The 16,704-nt window shown below is 63.3% G+C and carries 12 protein-coding genes; 7 read left to right on the top strand and 5 right to left on the bottom strand.

Annotation, left to right across the window (positions count from 1 at the left end; genetic code table 11):
• Position 1 precedes the first annotated feature (1 nt).
• From ppc to N4T19_RS08500, 3 genes are all read left to right on the top strand, one after another.
• On the top strand, positions 2–2,887 hold the full coding sequence (gene ppc, locus N4T19_RS08510; RefSeq protein WP_116925959.1) for a phosphoenolpyruvate carboxylase: 2,886 nt from the start codon (positions 2–4) through the stop codon (positions 2,885–2,887).
• A 180-nt stretch (positions 2,888–3,067) separates the two neighbouring features.
• Positions 3,068–3,400 carry an SMR family transporter gene (locus N4T19_RS08505; protein WP_260719904.1) on the top strand — a complete coding sequence of 111 codons (333 nt, stop codon included), beginning with the start codon at positions 3,068–3,070 and terminating at the stop codon, positions 3,398–3,400.
• A gap of 127 nt (positions 3,401–3,527) precedes the next feature.
• A complete protein-coding gene (locus tag N4T19_RS08500; protein WP_260719903.1) occupies positions 3,528–5,471 on the top strand; it encodes a trypsin-like peptidase domain-containing protein in 1,944 nt (647 codons plus the stop codon).
• Between the two features lie 67 nt (positions 5,472–5,538).
• Here the strand turns inward: N4T19_RS08500 and N4T19_RS08495 are convergent, their stop codons facing one another.
• From N4T19_RS08495 to N4T19_RS08485, 3 genes are all read right to left on the bottom strand, one after another.
• Entirely contained in the window at positions 5,539–6,459 is a 921-nt protein-coding gene (locus N4T19_RS08495; RefSeq protein ID WP_260719902.1) for a sulfurtransferase, read from the bottom strand.
• Positions 6,460–6,561: 102 nt separating this feature from the next.
• Positions 6,562–7,443 carry a DMT family transporter gene (locus N4T19_RS08490; protein ID WP_116925962.1) on the bottom strand — a complete coding sequence of 294 codons (882 nt, stop codon included), beginning with the start codon at positions 7,441–7,443 and terminating at the stop codon, positions 6,562–6,564.
• A 148-nt stretch (positions 7,444–7,591) separates the two neighbouring features.
• On the bottom strand, positions 7,592–8,731 hold the full coding sequence (locus N4T19_RS08485) for an aromatic ring-hydroxylating oxygenase subunit alpha (protein WP_260719901.1): 1,140 nt from the start codon (positions 8,729–8,731) through the stop codon (positions 7,592–7,594).
• Between the two features lie 397 nt (positions 8,732–9,128).
• Between N4T19_RS08485 and N4T19_RS08480 the strand changes: the two genes are divergently transcribed.
• From N4T19_RS08480 to N4T19_RS08465, 4 genes are all read left to right on the top strand, one after another.
• Positions 9,129–9,386, top strand: a complete 258-nt coding sequence (locus N4T19_RS08480) for an exodeoxyribonuclease VII small subunit (protein ID WP_021026004.1) — start codon at positions 9,129–9,131, stop codon at positions 9,384–9,386.
• Between the two features lie 9 nt (positions 9,387–9,395).
• Complete coding sequence (locus N4T19_RS08475; protein WP_116925964.1) at positions 9,396–10,304, top strand: polyprenyl synthetase family protein; 909 nt, start codon at positions 9,396–9,398, stop codon at positions 10,302–10,304.
• Positions 10,305–10,429: 125 nt separating this feature from the next.
• Positions 10,430–12,343: a 1-deoxy-D-xylulose-5-phosphate synthase gene (dxs, locus tag N4T19_RS08470; protein ID WP_260719900.1), complete on the top strand. Its 1,914-nt coding sequence runs from the start codon at positions 10,430–10,432 to the stop codon at positions 12,341–12,343.
• A 233-nt stretch (positions 12,344–12,576) separates the two neighbouring features.
• Positions 12,577–13,662, top strand: a complete 1,086-nt coding sequence (locus tag N4T19_RS08465; RefSeq protein ID WP_116925966.1) for a TRAP transporter substrate-binding protein — start codon at positions 12,577–12,579, stop codon at positions 13,660–13,662.
• Between the two features lie 292 nt (positions 13,663–13,954).
• On the opposite strand, the gene N4T19_RS08460 is transcribed toward N4T19_RS08465, so the two are convergent.
• Entirely contained in the window at positions 13,955–15,784 is a 1,830-nt protein-coding gene (locus N4T19_RS08460; protein ID WP_182342774.1) for a TRAP transporter large permease, read from the bottom strand.
• Between the two features lie 21 nt (positions 15,785–15,805).
• Entirely contained in the window at positions 15,806–16,438 is a 633-nt protein-coding gene (locus tag N4T19_RS08455) for a TRAP transporter small permease subunit (RefSeq protein ID WP_182342772.1), read from the bottom strand.
• Between the last annotated feature and the right edge of the window lie 266 nt (positions 16,439–16,704).

Genomic DNA, 16,704 nt, shown 5'->3' with positions numbered 1-16,704 from the left:
CATGACCACTGCCAGCAAAAAAGACAACCCTGCAGTCGCCAAGACCCCTGCGCGCAAACCGAAGGCGAGCAGCCCTGCCGCCACCCAGGCCGTGACGCGGCGCGCGGACAAGGACCAGCCTTTGATGGATGACATCCGGCTTCTGGGCCGGATTCTGGGCGATGTGATTCGCGAGCAGGAGGGCCAGGCCGCGTTCGATCTGATCGAACAGGTGCGCCAACTGTCGGTAGCCTACCGCCGCAATGACGACCAGGATGCAGAGAAATCGCTCAAGTCGCTGCTCAAGGGCCTCTCGGGCGACCAGACGGTGAGCGTGATCCGCGCCTTCACCTATTTCTCGCACCTGGCCAACCTGGCCGAAGACCGCCACCATATCCGCCGCCGCGAGATCCATGAGCGCGCAGGCAACACCCAGGAGGGCAGCATCGAGGTGGCGCTGGCGCGCCTGCGCTGGGCCGGCATCCCCGTCAAGGCCGTCTCGCAGACGCTGGCGCACAGCCTGATCTCGCCGGTGCTCACGGCCCACCCCACCGAGGTGCAGCGCAAGAGCATTCTGGATGCTGAGCGTGCGATTGCCACCTTGCTGGTGGCGCGCGACGATATCGCCCAGCGCGCCCAGCTCTTCAACAGCAGCAAGGACACGCTGACCCCGCGCCAGCTGGCCGACAACGAGCTGCAGCTCAGTGCCCAGGTCACCCAGCTGTGGCAGACGCGCCTGCTGCGCTACTCCAAGCTGACGGTCGAGGACGAGATCGACAACGCGCTGAGCTACTACCAGGCCACGTTCCTGACCGAGATCCCCAAGCTCTACGCTGCGCTCGAGCGCGAGCTGGGCGAGCGTGACCTGGCCACCTTTTTGCGCATGGGCCAGTGGATTGGCGGCGACCGCGACGGCAACCCCAATGTCACCGCCAAGAGCCTGCAAGAAGCGCTGCGCCGCCAGTCCGACCTGGTGCTGCGCCACTACCTGACCGAGGTGCACTACCTGGGGGGGGAGCTGTCGATGTCCCAGCGCCTGGCCGGCAACACCGCCGCCTTGCAGGCGCTGGCCGCGCGCTCGCCCGATACCAGCCAGCACCGCGAAGACGAGCCCTACCGCCGCGCGCTGATTGGTGTGTATGCGCGCCTGGCCGCGACCTTGAAGAACCTGAGCGGCGGCGAAGCGGCCCGCCATGCGGTGGCGCCGCAGAATCCCTATGCCACCAGTGACGAGTTTCTGGCCGATCTGCGTGTCATTGAGGATTCGCTGCGCGACAACCATGGCCGCGCGCTGGTCGAGCAGCGCCTGTCACCGCTGATCCGTGCCGTGCAGGTGTTTGGCTTCCATCTGGCCACCGTCGATCTGCGCCAAAGCTCGGACCAGCATGAGGCTGTGATCAGCGAGCTGCTGGCCACCGCCGGCCTGCAGGCCGACTACAGCCAACTGAGCGAGGCGGCCAAGCGCGAGCTGCTGCTGCAATTGCTGTGCGATGCGCGCCCTTTGCGCGTGGTGGGCGCCAGCTACAGCGAGCGCTGCCAAAGCGAGATGGCAATTTTCGAGCGCGCGCGGCTGTCGGTGCAGCTCTATGGCCAGGATGCCATCCGCCACTACATCATCAGCCACACCGAATCGGTCAGCGACCTGCTCGAAGTGCTGCTGCTGCAAAAAGAGGTGGGCCTGCTCAGCGGCCGCATCAACGACGGCCAGTCGCGCGCAACCTTGATCGTGAGCCCGCTGTTCGAGACCATCGATGACCTGCGCCACGCGGCCACCATCATGCGCGAGTACTACGCGCTGCCCCATATTGCCGCGCTGATCCAGCGCAGCGGCGCCGAGCAGGACATCATGCTGGGCTACAGCGACAGCAACAAGGATGGCGGCATCTTCACCAGCAACTGGGAGCTGTACCAGGCCGAGCTGGCGCTCGTCGCGCTGTTTGACGAGCTGAGCCAGCCCAACCCCGTGCAGCTGCGGCTTTTCCATGGCCGGGGCGGTACCGTGGGGCGGGGCGGCGGCCCGAGCTACCAGGCGATTCTGGCCCAGCCGCCGGGCACCGTGCGCGGCCAGATTCGCCTGACCGAGCAGGGCGAGGTGATCGCCTCCAAGTACGCCAACCCCGAGATCGGCCGGCGCAACCTGGAAACGCTTGTGGCTGCCACCTTGGAAGCGACCTTGCTGCAGCCCACCAAGCCCGCCAGCCAGGCGTTTTTGGATGCCGCCGCTGACCTGTCTGCTGCCAGCATGTCCGCCTACCGCGACCTGGTCTACGGCACCAAGGGCTTTGAGAGCTATTTCTTCAGCTCCACCCCGATCCGCGAGATTGCCGAGCTCAATATCGGCTCGCGCCCCGCGTCGCGCAAGGCCAGCCAGCGCATTGAGGATTTGCGCGCCATTCCCTGGGGCTTCAGCTGGGGCCAGTGCCGCCTGACCTTGCCAGGCTGGTACGGCTTTGGCTCGGCTGTGCAGGCCTTTGTCGGGCAAGAGGGCAAGACCGCCAAGCTGCAATGGGCCTTGCTGCAGAAGATGTACCGCCAGTGGCCGTTTTTCCGCACCTTGCTGTCCAACATGGACATGGTGCTGGCCAAGAGCGATATGGCGCTGGCATTGCGTTACAGCGAGCTGGTGGCAGACACCCGTTTGCGCAAACGCGTGTTCCAGGCGATTGAGGCCGAATGGAAGAGCACGGCCGAGGCGCTGGCGCTGATCACCGGCGAGGCCAATCGCCTGGCCAACAACCCGGCGCTGGAGCGCTCGATCCGCCACCGCTTCCCTTATATCGATCCCTTGCACCATCTGCAGGTGGAGCTGATCCGACGCTGGCGCAATGGCGAGGACAATGAACGGGTCAAGACCGGTATCCATATCTCCATTAACGGCATTGCAGCGGCGCTGCGCAACACCGGTTGAGGTGATCCGGATGTGGGCTGGGCTCCCTGCCGTTGGCAAGCGTCCGCCCCTGCGATAAGGCCCTGGCGCCCAGCCGGGGCCTTTGTTATTTTTACGGGGCAGGTGGGTTATCTGCCTTGGATGCAAATACCTGCAGCTGTGGAGCTTTGACACACAGCTGCCAAACAAAAAGGAATGGTGATGAATGCCTATGTGTACCTGGGTGGCGCGATTGCGCTGGAAGTGATGGCCACCACGGCGATGAAGTCGTCCGAGGGCTTTACCCGGCTGGTGCCCAGCCTGATTTGCGGCCTGGGCTATGTGCTGTCGTTCTACCTGCTGGCGCAGACCTTGAAAACCATACCCACCGGCATCGCCTATGCGATCTGGTCGGGCGTGGGGATTGTGGCGATCTCGCTGATCGCCTGGGCCTTGCATTGGCAAAAGCTCGATGCCGGGGCGATGGCAGGGATGGGCCTGATCATTGCCGGGGTGCTGGTGATCAATCTGTTCTCGAAGTCGGCGGGGCATTGATGCGGTTTGTCCACAGATGCGCTCCTTGCAAGGATTGACACAGAAGCTCCGCCAGCGATTTATAAAATTAATCTTAGAATGCTTCGTTTTGAATTGAAGGCCAAGAAGGGGTACAGGCATGGGGTGGATGGCAAAAATAGGGGCCAGTGTGGTCACCTGGGGTGCGATGGCGGGCATGGCCGCAGCGGCTGGCGCGGCGGTGCCAGCAGGCCAGGCGGAGCAGGTCTTCAAGGTGCCGGCGCTGGAGCAGCCCGCTGGCGTACCGCTTGAGTTTGTCCGCACCAAGAGCATGGAAGCGGGCCTGGCCATCCAGCCGGTCGCCATCGACCTGGGCGAGTGGACGGGCCTGAAGTCTGCCCCCGAGATGCCCGTGCACATCATTGGCGCCTCGCGCGCGGTGCAGCAAGCCCAGTCCGCTGCGCAAACGGCGCAGTTGCTGCAATGGCAGCCCTCGGCCAAGGGCGGCACCGTGGCGGCCTTGAGTGTGCGCTCGGGTGGTGCCCAAGGCCTGCGTTTGGGCCTGGTGGTGGAGCAGCTGCCTGGCAGCGCGATGCTGCGCCTCTATACCGACCACCAGCCCGCAGCGGTGTTCGAGATTGCCGGCCAGCGCGTGATGCAGACGCTGCAGGCCAATCGCGATGCCGGCGACCACAGCGAAGCGGGCCGTACCTGGTGGACGCCCAGCAGTTCTGGCGAGCAGGTGAGCTTGGAGATCGAGCTGCCTCCGGGCACGGCGCCTGAGCAGCTCAAGTTGTCGCTGCCGCAAGTGATGCACATCTATGAAAACCTGTCGCTGCCACTCGGTACGGAAGAATCGGATGCAGCGCAGGAGGATGCCAAGGCCATGCCGCTGGGCAACCCGGTCGAATGCCACCTGGATGTGAACTGTTTCAGCCAGCTCGCCACCGAGCGCAAAGGCGTGGCCCGCATGGCCTATGTGACCGAGCGCATGGCCGATGGCAGCTACTACTATGGCCTGTGCACCGGCAGCCTGCTCAACGATGCCCAGGGCTCCAGAACACCGTACTTTCTGACCGCCGCCCACTGCATGTCGACCCAGACGCTGGCTTCGGCGCTGGAGACCGACTGGTTCTACACGTCCACGCGCTGCTCCAGCAACAGCCTCTCGCCCAGCAGCGTGAATCTGCGCAATGGCGCCCAACTGCTCTACAGCAGTGCCAACCCCGATGTCACCTTGCTCAAGCTCAACGACACGCCGCCAGCGGGTGCCGTGTTCCTGGGCTGGGACAGCAGCATCGTGCCCAACAGCACCAGCGTGGCGGGCGTGCACCACCCCGATGGCGGCCTGCAAAAGATCAGCTTTGGCATCATGTCCTCGCGCTATGACTGCAGCCTGGACAGCAAGAGTGTGTTCTGCACCTCGGCCCCCAGCAGCGGCAACTACTACTTTGTGCAATGGACCCTGGGCCTGACCCAGCCGGGCAGCAGTGGCTCCCCGCTGTTCAACAACGGCGCCGTCACCGGTGTGTTGACCGGCGCTTCGGAGGCCAGCTGCCGCGCCAACGCGGGCGGCGCCTACAGCTTCTACCCCAGCTTGAACAGCGTGATGCCGGCTCTGCGCAAATGGCTGGTGGATGCGGGCGGCACGCAAACCCCGGTCGCAGGCCGCATGCCGGTCTACCGCTTCTACAACACGCAAAACGGCACACACTTCTTTACGGCCAGCGCGCAGGAGCGCGATGCGGTGATCCAGGGCAACCCGAACTACCAGTATGAAAATATTGGCTTCTATGCGTCCACGCAAACGGCTGCAGCGCCCAATGCGGTCTACCGCTTCTACAACAACAACTCGGGCTCGCACTTCTACACGATCAATGCCGACGAGCGCGCCTTCGTGATTGCGAACTACCCGCAGTTCAGCGTGGAAGGCACTGCCTGGTATGCACGCCAGGCCCAAGGCGAGGGCTCGGTCCCGATGTACCGTTTCTACAATACGCTCACTGGCGCGCACTTCTACACGACCAACCCGTCCGAGCGCGACTTTGTCGTGGCGACCTATCCGCAGTTCAATTTCGAGGGTGTTGGCTACTACGTCTGGGGCAGCCAGTAAGCGGGCGCGGACTGGGTCTGACAGCCGGCGGGAGAGCGGTCAGACCCTGTAGTTCAGCACCGGCCCATCAGCCCCTTTCCACCGGGCGCGCTGGGTCGCTGCACCATTCGCTCCAGCTGCCGGCAAACAGCGCCGTGGGCGCATAGCCTGCAATCTCCATCGCGATCAGATTGGGCAGTGCGCTGACGCCGCTGCCGCACTGGTGCACCACCGTCTGCGGGTCGTGCCCGGCCAGCAGCGCATCAAACTCGGCACGCAGTTCAGCGGCGGGCTTGAAGCAGCCATCCGCACCGATATTGCTCGTAAAGGGCCGGTTGAGGGCGCCAGGGATATGGCCGGCCACCGGGTCCAGCGGTTCGACCTCACCACGGTAACGCGCAGGCGCACGCGCGTCGATGATGGTTTGCGGCGTACCCAGGGCTTGCTGTACCTGGGCAGCGGTCTTGAGCGTGCGCAGCGCAGGGCGCAGCTCGAAGTTGCTCTGGAAATGGCTGACCGCCTCGCCCGCCTCCACCGCGCCGCCTGCGGCCTGCCAGGCCTGCAAGCCGCCGTCGAGCACGGCGACGGCATCATGGCCGGCCCACTTGAGCATCCACCACAGGCGGCCAGCGTAGTTCACGCCATTGCGCTCATAGACGACCGCCTGCATGTCATTGCGAAAGCCCACTTGCGACAGCCACACCGCAAAGCGCTCGCGGCTGGGCAGTGGATGGCGGCCGCCAGAGGCCGGCTCGCCCAGGTCGGTGGCAGCAATCGTCTGGCCGTGGCTGAGGGCGCCGTGCGGGGCGCTCAGGTCCTTGTCGAGGTTGGCGTAGACGGCGCCTGCGATATGGCTCTGGGCAAACTGCTCGGCACCGGCGGCCGGCTGGCTCAGGTCAAAGCTGCAGTCAAACACCATCACGTGTTGGGGGCTGGACTGCTGCAGCGCCTGCAATTGGGCGACGGTGATCAGGGTGGTATAGGCAGCGGTGAGGGGCGTGGTGGCCATGGCAGGTGCTCCAAGAAAAATCTTGCAAACATTATGTGGCAGCGCCGCGCCCGCTGCAGGCAACGGGTGCCGCGCCACCCCGCAAACGGCTGCCGACCCGGGTCAGCGCTTGCGCAGCACCGTGGCGACGATGCCGCTGCCGACGATCAAGGCCATGCCCATCCAGCCAATCGCCGGAATCTGGTCGCCAAAGACGACGATGCTAAAGAGGCCTGCAAACACAATGCCCGAGTACTGCAGGTTCGCGACCACCAGGGTGGCGCGGCGCGTGGTGGCCGAGCCGTAGGCGCGCGTCATCGCCAGCTGGGCGCCGGCGGCCAGAATGCCGACGGGGATCAGCCACAGCGCGGGCCAGCCGGGGAAGCTCGACGTTCCGACAAACAAGGTCGCCAGGCCGCCGGCAATGGCCGAGCCCACGGCAAAGTAGAAGACCACACGCTGCTCGGGCTCACCCATGCGCGACAAGGCCACCACCTGCATGTAGGCAAAGGCCGAGATCAGGCCGGACATCAGGCCCACCAGGCCGGCGAACATCTGATCGGCCTCGATATTGGGGCGCAGCATCAGAATGACGCCGCAAAAACCACTGATCACCGTCAGCACCAGCGGAATGTTCAGCGCCGGCTGGTCGCCTTCTGCCTTGGGGCGCCAGGTGAGCAGCGCGCTGCCCACGACAAAGGCCGCGACCCAGAGGCTGCTCATGTAGTTCAAGGTCATTGCGGTGGCCAGCGGCAGCTTGCCGATCGCATAGAACCACATGCCCATCGAGGTGACACCGATGCAGCTGCGCCAGGCATGCATCTTGGGGTAGCGGGTGGTGAGCGAAATATGCTGGCGCCGGGTGAGCCACCAGATCAGCGCCATGCTGATGAGGCCGCGGTAGAACACGATCTCGGCCGCATTGAAGTACACAGAGGCGAACTTGATGCACACGCCCATGAGTGCAAACATGAACGCGGCGGCCACCATCCAAAGGGCTTGCATCGGAAATTTCTAAATAAAAAAGCTGCTATCGCAAAGCGCTAGCAGCTGTGGGGTGATCTGCAGAACCTTCGCCCGGGCCCTTGTTCAGACCCTGGCAAGGTGTTGTGCAGACCTTACCTGGTAGTTGGGAGTGCCTGGCCGTGGCAGATCACCTGTCTGGAACGGCGGTCTGCATCATACCCCGATACCACTCGTGGAAGTGCTGCATGCCGTCTTCCATCGGACTCTGGTAGGGGCCCACTTCGTTGTCGCCGCGCTCGAACAAGGCCTTGCGGCCGGCATCCATGCGCTCGGCGATCTCGTCGTCTTCGATGGCCGTTTCCATATAGGCGGCGCGCTGCGCCTGCACAAACCCGGGCTCGAAGGCGCTGATTTCCTCGGGGTAGTAGAACTCCACCACATTGAGGGTCTTGTCCACGCCCAGTGGGTGCAAGGTCGAGACCGTGAGCACATGCGGGTACCACTCCACCATGATGTGGGGGTAGTAGGTCAGCCAGATCGCGCCGTGCTCGGGCATCTTGCCGCCTCGGAAGTTCAGCAGCACCTCGTGCCAGGTCTTGTAGATGTCCGAGCCTGGCTTGGCAAAGGTGGGCGCCACGCCCACGGTCTGCACCGAGTACTCCTTGGCGAACTCCCACTTCAGATCGTCGCAGGTGACGAAATTGCCCAGTCCGGGGTGGAAGGGGCCGACGTGGTAGTCCTCCAGGTAGACCTCGATAAAGGTCTTCCAGTTGTAGTTGCACTCATGCATCTCGACATGGTTGAGCACAAAACCATCAAAGCTCAAGGCAGCGGCCGGGCCCATGTTGGCCAGATCGGCCTGGATGTTGCGGCCGTTGTCCTCAAAGAGGAGGCCATTCCACTCCTGCAACTTGTAGTTGTTCAGGTTGAGGCAGGGATCCTGGGCAAAGTGCGGGGCGCCCAGTAGCTCGCCGCTTGGGCTGTAGGTCCAGCGGTGCAGCGGGCAGACGATATTGCCGCCGGCGCTGCCTTTTTGCTGGTGGTTGAGCGAGCCCCGGCCCTTGAGCATCAACGCCTGGCGGTGGCGGCAGACGTTGGAGATCAGCTCGGCCTGGCCTGCGGCATTGCGCACCAGGGCCCGCCCTTCCTTTTCATGGGGAAGGGCGTAGTAGTCGCCAATCTCGGGAATCGCCAGCTGGTGGCCCACATATTTAGGGCCGTTCTGGAAGATGGTTTGCATCTCGCGCTCGAAAAGCGCTTGATCAAAGTAGCTTGAAACTGGAAGTTGGCTTGCGGCCTGCTGCAGTTGAAGACTTAAATCAGACATGGGTGACCTGACCTAAAGACTCCCCACAGGGAGGGTGCGCGTGCGCACGCGGAGAAAAAAATAAAACCGGCAGCAACAACAAAGGATGGCCGGTTTCGCGAAAAATGGGATTATACCCAGTGGGGTTATTCCCGTTCCGACCATGCGTGAATTGGCCATGGGTGACACAGCATGTCACCGATCCTTCATCGCACAGACAGACCGCCAATATTATCAAATTGATAGCTATAGCCTCATATTTCACGATAGATCGCCGGGATTTTTTGTGGGAATTGGGCCGGGCCTGCAGGCCTCGCAACGGTGGTTGGTCGTCGCTGCGCGCGCAGCCGCTTGTCCTGCGCCTAAAATCGAGCCTTTACATCCATGCACCTGGGCACGCTGTTTGCCCCCTTTGCCCATGCCCAAGGCCACTGCCTCCAAGACGTCTGCCACGCCGGACCTGCCCGAACCCGATAACTACGAAAGCGCGCTGCAGGAGCTCGAAGGCCTGGTTGCGCGCATCGAGTCCGGTCAGCTGCCTTTGGGCGACATGCTGGCCGCCTACCAGCGTGGCGCCGTGCTGCTGGCATTTTGCCGGGGCAAGCTCGAGGCGGTGCAGGACCAGATCAAAGTACTGGATGAGGGCCAGCTCAAGCCCTGGACCAGCGAGGAATAAGTGCTAACCATGACTTCAGCACACGATAATTTTGCCCTTTGGTGCAGCCAGGAACTCGCCCGCGTGGAGGACGCCCTCACGCTGTGGATCGCCGCCGATGCCCCTGCCAACCTGGGCGAGCCCATGCGCTACGCCGTGCTCGATGGCGGCAAGCGCCTGCGCCCGCTGCTGGTGCTGGCCGCTGCCCAGGCCGTGGGCAGCCTGGATGCGTCCCAGGCAGAGGCCGCCTTGCGCGCCGGCTGCGCGGTGGAGCTGATCCACGCCTATTCGCTGGTGCATGACGATATGCCCTGTATGGACAACGATGTGCTGCGCCGTGGCAAGCCCACCGTCCATGTGCAGTTTGGCCAGGCCCAGGCCTTGCTCGCGGGCGACGCGCTGCAGGCGCTGGCGTTCGAGATCCTGGTTCCCGAGGGCAGTGCCATCTCCGATGGCGTGCAGGCGCGCCTGTGCCGCCAGCTGGCCTGGGCAGCGGGCTACAACGGCATGGCCGGTGGCCAGGCCATTGACCTGGCCAGTGTGGGCAAGCAGCTCAGCCGCGAGCAGCTCCAGCAGATGCACAAGCTCAAGACCGGCGCGCTGCTGCAGGCCAGCGTCGAGATGGGCGCCACCTGCGCCGGCATCCAGGGCGCAGCGCTCGCAGCACTGAAGCAATACGGCGCCGCCCTGGGACTGGCGTTCCAGGTGATCGACGATGTGCTCGATGTGGTGGCCGATTCGGCAACGCTGGGCAAGACCGCCGGCAAGGACGCCGACAACGACAAACCCACCTATGTATCGCTGATGGGCCTGCAGCCCGCGCGCGACTATGCCCATGAGCTGCTGGCCGAGGCGCAGCGGGCACTGGCAGGCAGCGGTTTGCCCCAGACGGCCGCGCTCGCGGCGCTGGCCGACATGGTGGTGCGCCGCAGCCATTGAGTAGGCCAAATGCGCCTTGTGACGGCTTAACCGGCCTCAAGGCGCTAACATAGCCCCTTGCCATTCCAGTAAAAAAACTGCGCGGATGCTTCCGAGGTATGCGTAGCAAGTGACCAAACCATAGTATGTCCACGAAGACCTTTCCCCTGCTAGCCACCGTCAACGACCCGGCGGATCTGCGCAAGATGTCGCGCGCCGAGCTCAAGACCCTGGCGCGTGAGCTGCGGGAATTTGTGCTCGAGAGCGTGTCCAAGACCGGCGGGCACCTCAGCTCCAACCTGGGCACGGTGGAGCTGACCATTGCGCTGCACGCCGTCTATGAAACGCCGCATGACCGCTTTGTCTGGGATGTCGGCCACCAGACCTATCCGCACAAGATTCTGACGGGCCGGCGCGACCGCATGCAGGGCCTGCGCCAGTGGGGCGGCATCTCGGGCTTTCCGCTGCGCAGCGAGAGCGAATACGACGCCTTTGGCACCGCCCATTCATCGACCAGTATCTCGGCGGCGCTGGGCATGGCCGAGGCCTTCAAGCTGCAGGGCAGCGACCGCCAGGCCGTGGCCATCATTGGCGATGGCGCAATGACGGCCGGCATGGCCTTCGAGGCGCTGAACAACGCCGGGGTGAGCGACGCCAATCTGCTGGTGATCCTGAACGACAACGACATGAGCATCAGCCCGCCGGTGGGCGCGCTCAACCGCTACCTGGCGCAGCTGATGAGCGGCCAGTTCTATGCCAAGGCGCGGGGCGTGGGCAAGAGCATGCTCAAGCAGGTGCCGCCGCTCCTGGAGCTGGCCAAGCGCCTGGAGCAGCAGGCCAAGGGCATGGTGGTGCCCGCCACCCTGTTCGAGAACTTCGGCTTCAACTACATCGGCCCCATCGATGGCCATGACCTCGATTCGCTGATTCCCACCTTGGAGAACATCCGCCAGCTCAAGGGCCCGCAGTTTCTGCATGTGGTCACCAAAAAGGGCCAGGGCTACAAGCTGGCCGAGGCCGACCCGGTGGCCTACCATGGCCCGGGCAAGTTTGACCCGGCCATCGGCCTGGTCAAGCCCGCCACGCCGCCCAAGCCCACCTTTACCCAGGTCTTTGGCCACTGGCTGTGCGACATGGCCGCCCAGGACGAGCGCCTGGTCGCGATCACTCCAGCCATGCGCGAAGGCTCGGGCATGGTCGAGTTTGAAAAGCGCTTTCCCAAGCGCTACTTCGATGTGGGCATTGCCGAGCAGCACAGTGTGACCTTTGCCGCTGGCCTGGCCTGCGAAGGGCTCAAGCCGGTGGTCGCCATCTATTCGACCTTCCTGCAGCGCGGCTATGACCAGCTGATCCACGATGTGGCGCTGCAAAACCTGCCCGTGGTGTTTGCGCTGGATCGCGCGGGCCTGGTGGGGGCCGATGGCGCCACCCATGCCGGCAACTACGACATCGCCTTTACCCGCGCCATTCCGAACATGAGCGTCGCCTGCCCGGCCGATGAGCGCGAATGCCGCCAGCTGCTGAGCACCGCTTTTGCGCAGAACCACCCGGTGACCGTGCGCTACCCGCGTGGCGCGGGGGCCGGTGTGGCGCCACTCGAATCGCTGGAAGGCCTGCCCTTTGGCAAGGGCGAGATCCGCCGCCAGGCGCAGCCTGCGGTGGCGGGCCGCCCGCGTATCGCCATCCTGGCCTTTGGCAGTCTGCTCTATCCGGCCTTGCAGGCCGGTGAGGCGCTCAACGCCACGGTGGTGAACATGCGCTGGGCCAAGCCGCTCGATACCGAGCTGCTCGAGCAGGTAGCGCAAAGCCATGAGGCGCTGGTCACTGTCGAAGACGGTTGCCTGATGGGCGGCGCGGGCAGCGCGGTGCTCGAGGCATTGCAGCAGCTGCACATCGATGTGCCGGTGCTGCAGCTGGGCCTGCCCGATGCCTTTATCGAGCATGGCGACCCGGTCAAGCTGATGGCCATGCAGGGCCTGGATGCGACGGGCATCGAGCGCAGCATCCGCGAACGCTTTGCGGTGCCTGAGGCGGCCGCCGGCCAGAGCGCTGCGGCCTGATCCGCCCGCCTGGCACGCGCCTGGTTCTCTTGACAAGCCCGGTCATGGTGAACCGGGCTTTTTTGTGGCCTGCGCCGCCTGTGGCGCAATGCGGACAGAATCCTTTGCAAAACTCTGGGGAAAACCCGCTGAAGTCACTTCTGCAACCATTTCTACAATTTGCAAAGCTAAAAGCGGCTCGCGCCTATGGCAGGATAGCTACCTTTACTTTCAACAAATAATTGGAGACACGAATGGATCGTCGTTCGCTTATCAAAAATGCCGGTATCGCTGGCGTTCTGGCCGCAGGGGTGGCACCGGCCGTGCATGCACAGGCTGCAGTGCGCTGGCGCCTGGCCTCGAGCTTCCCCAAGTCGCTTGACACCATCTTCGGCTCCGCTGAAAAGCTGTCTGCGGCCGTCAAGGCCATGTCCGGCGGCAAGTTTGAAATCTCGGTCCACCCTGCGGGCGAGCTGATGCCCGCATTCGGCGTGGTCGATGCGCTGCAGGGCGACACCATCGACATGGCCCAGACGGCGGCCTACTACTTCACCGGCAAGGACCCGATCTTCGCGTTCAGCTGCGCCGTGCCCTTTGGCCTGACCACCCTGCAGATGGCGGGCTGGAAGGACCACGGCAACGGCCGCAAGCTGCTCGATGCCTTCTTTGAGAAATACAACTTCAAGACCGCATCGGCGGGCAACACCACCACCCAGATGGGCGGCTGGTACCGCAAGGAAATCAAGACCGTGGCTGACTTGAAGGGCCTGAAGATGCGCATGGGCGGCGGTGTGTTCGGTGAGGCCATGGCCAAGCTGGGCGTGGTCGCGCAGAACATGCCAGCGGGCGACGTGTACCAGGCGCTGGAAAAGGGCACGCTGGACGCGGTGGAATTTGTCGGTCCCTACGACGATGAAAAGCTGGGCTTCAACAAGGTCGCTCCGTTCTACTACTACCCCGGTTGGTGGGAAGGCTCGGCTGATCTGGAGTTCTTCATCAATATCAAGAAGTACAACGCGCTGTCGCCCGAGAACAAGGCCATCCTGGACGCCGCCACCCGCGTGGCCGCTGCCGACATGACCGCCAAGTACCAGGTGCTCAACCCCATCGCGCTGAAGAACCTGGTAGCCAACAAGACCCAGCTCAAGCCGTTCTCCAAGGAGCTGATGGACGCTGGCTTCAAGGCCTCGATGGAAACCTTTGCCGAGCACGAGGCCAAGTCGCCCGAGTTCAAGAAGATCCACCAGGACATGCGCGCCTTCCAGAAGGACCAGATCCTGTGGAACCGCTTCTCCGAGTACCCCTTCAACCAGTACATGGCCCAGGTCAAACTGCCCTGATCGGGAGATGCGCCAGGCCATTGGGGCTTGGCCGCAGCAGCCAAGAGCCGCAGCTTGCTGCGGCTTTTTTGCGTCTATACAGGCTGCGTGGGTGCATCGGCATGCGGCTTGGGTACTTCGCACTCATTCATGACTGGGTGCGGCCGGAGCGCCTCGATGCCGGTTCGCCGGGCCGCCGGGCCGCCGGTTCGCCGGACCACCAGCGCACGGGGCGTTGTGGCACCCAGCTGCAGGCAGCCATAAAAAAACCCTGGGCAAGCCAGGGTTCGGGTGGGAAGGGCTTGGGCGCCCCTTATTTGCTTTCTGCGGGAGCAGTGCCCAGCGAGTCCTGCAAGGCCTTGGCTGGATCGTCCGAGCCATAGCCTTCTGCGGCGGGTGCCGGCATTGCGCCTGCATCGGAGCCCGGTGCTGCGCCTGCATCGGCGGGTGCATCCGGGCTGGCAAAGGGGTTGTCCCCATAGCCGCCGTCTGCGTTGCCCAGCTGGTTCATCATCTGCTCATTGACCTTCTGCATGTCGACAACCGCCGGCTTTTCCAAAGCTCCCGTAACGATGCCCGGGAAGGCGATCAGCACACCGACCATGATCAGCTGGATCAGCACAAACGGCACAGCGCCCTTGTAGATCTGCATCGTGGTCACCGGCTCGATCACCTTGTGTGTGACCCGGTCCACATACTGCTTATCAGGCGCCACCGATCGCAGGAAGAACAGCGCAAAGCCGAACGGCGGGTGCATGAACGAGGTCTGCATGTTGACTGCCAGCAGCACACCGAACCAGATCAGGTCGATGCCCATTTTGTCAGCCACGGGGCCCAGCAGCGGCACGACGATGAACGACAGCTCAAAGTAGTCCAGGAAGAAGGCCAGGAAGAAGATCATCACGTTGACGACGATCAGGAAGCCGGTCTGGCCGCCTGGCAGGCTGGTGAGCAGGTGCTCGACCCACTTGGGGCCGTCTGCGGCCTGGAACACCAGGCTGAAGGTCGTCGCGCCAATCATGATGAACATCACAAAGCTGGCAAGCTTGGTGGTCGAGCCCAGCGCCTGCTTGAGCAGGTTCATGTTCAGGCGCTTGCGGGCAAAGCCCATGATGAGCGCGGCCATGGCACCCATGGCGCCGCCTTCGGTGGGGGTGGCGATGCCCAGGAAGATGGTGCCCAGCACCAGGAAGATCAGCAGCAGCGGCGGGATCAGCACAAAGGTCACGCGCTCGGCCAGCTTGGACAGCAGCCCCAGCTTGAAGACGCGGTTGATCGAGGCGATGACAAAGGCGATGAAGGTGCCGCCGCACATGGCCGTGACAATCTTCTCGTCGGTGGCCACGTCGGTGACCAGCTTGCCTTCCCACCAGGTGTGGATGTCGGCCATGTGGTTGGCCAGGAAGATCGCGACAATCGTCGACAGGCCCATCACCACGATCAGCGAGGTGTAGCCGGCATTGCCGTTGGCTTCGCGGTAGATACGGGCTTCAACGGGCAGCGCAGGCACCAGCTTGGGCTTGAAGATGGCCAGGAAGGCGACCCACAGCACATACAGACCCATCAGCATGAAGCCGGGGATGAACGCGCCCTTGTACATATCGCCCACGCTCTTGCCCAGCTGGTCGGCCATCAGGATCAGCACCAGCGAGGGCGGAATGATCTGGGCCAGGGTGCCCGATGCGGCAATCACGCCCGAGGCCAGGCGCCGGTCATAGCCGTAGCGCAGCATGATGGGCAGCGAGATCAGGCCCATGGAGATGACCGATGCGGCGACCACACCGGTGGTAGCGGCCAGCAGCGCGCCGACAAAGATCACGGCGAGCGCCAGACCGCCACGGATCGGGCCAAAGACCTGGCCCACCGTGTCGAGCAAGTCCTCGGCCATGCCGCTGCGCTCCAGTATCAAGCCCATCAAGGTGAAGAACGGCACGGCCAGCAAGGTGTCATTGGCCATGATGCCGATCAGGCGCTGGGGCAACCAGGCCATCACCGACGAGGGAAACACATTGAGCTCAATGCCGATAAAGCCGAACATCAGGCCGGCAGCGCCCAGGCTGAACGCCACGGGAAAACCAAGCAGCAAAAAGACGATCAGGCCCGCGAACATGATCGGGGCGTAGTTGGTAGCGATAAATTCCATGGTGAGATCCTCGTGCTACCTTCAAGACTGGCGCGCAGCAGCCTGGACTGCTGCAGCCGCCTGGGCCTGCTTGATTTCAGCTTCGGCACGCAGTGCTTCGGCCAGCTCTTCCTCAGCGCTCTTGTCGCTGAGCTTGCCCATCGGGTCGGGGCCATCGCCAGTCAGAAACGCGATGCGCTTGACCAGCTCGGACAGGCCCTGGAGCATCAGCAAGGTGATGCCCACGGGGATGGCGGCCCATACCGGCCAGCGGATCAGGCCGCCGGGATTGCCCGACATTTCGCCAGATTGGTACATCTGGATCACCACCGGCATGCTCAGCCACAGAATCGTGACGCACAGCGGAGTGAGGAACAGCGCAAAGCCGATGATGTCGATCCAGACCTGCTTGGTCTTGGACAGGCGCGAGTTGATGACGTCGATGCGCACATGCTCACGGTGCAGCAAGGTGTAGCCGGCGGCCAGCAAGAAGGACCAGGCGAACAGGTACCACTGCACTTCCAGGAAGGCGTTGGAGCTGGCGTCGAAGGCCTTGCGGACGATGGCGTTGGCGGCGCTGATGAAGGTGGCGGCAAAGATAAGCCAGATTGAGTATTTGCCGACGAAAGCATTGAGCCTGTCGATAGCCCTGGATAGGGCGAGTAAAGCCTGCATGGTGTCTCCAATGGTTGGCTAGTCCTGTCACACGTGCTCATTGCCGGTAAGCAAATGCACATTTTCGAAAAGCACTGATTTTACGAATAACTACGCGCTTCCCCATACAAATTACCTTGCCGATGTTGCGAACAGGCGCAAGGATGAAAAAATATTTCAGAGAAAGCCGCCAACTCAAGGGTAATCACTAGGTAAAGGGCATGGTGTCACGATGACCTGCTATCTATTTTCGAGCGCCGGGTGCCGGGTTACTACCTGGTTGGTTG

This window comes from Comamonas squillarum (assembly GCF_025309455.1).
Taxonomy (GTDB): domain Bacteria; phylum Pseudomonadota; class Gammaproteobacteria; order Burkholderiales; family Burkholderiaceae_C; genus Comamonas; species Comamonas squillarum.
Note: the sequence above shows the minus strand (reverse complement) of the source record. Positions and strands in the feature narration are given on the sequence as shown.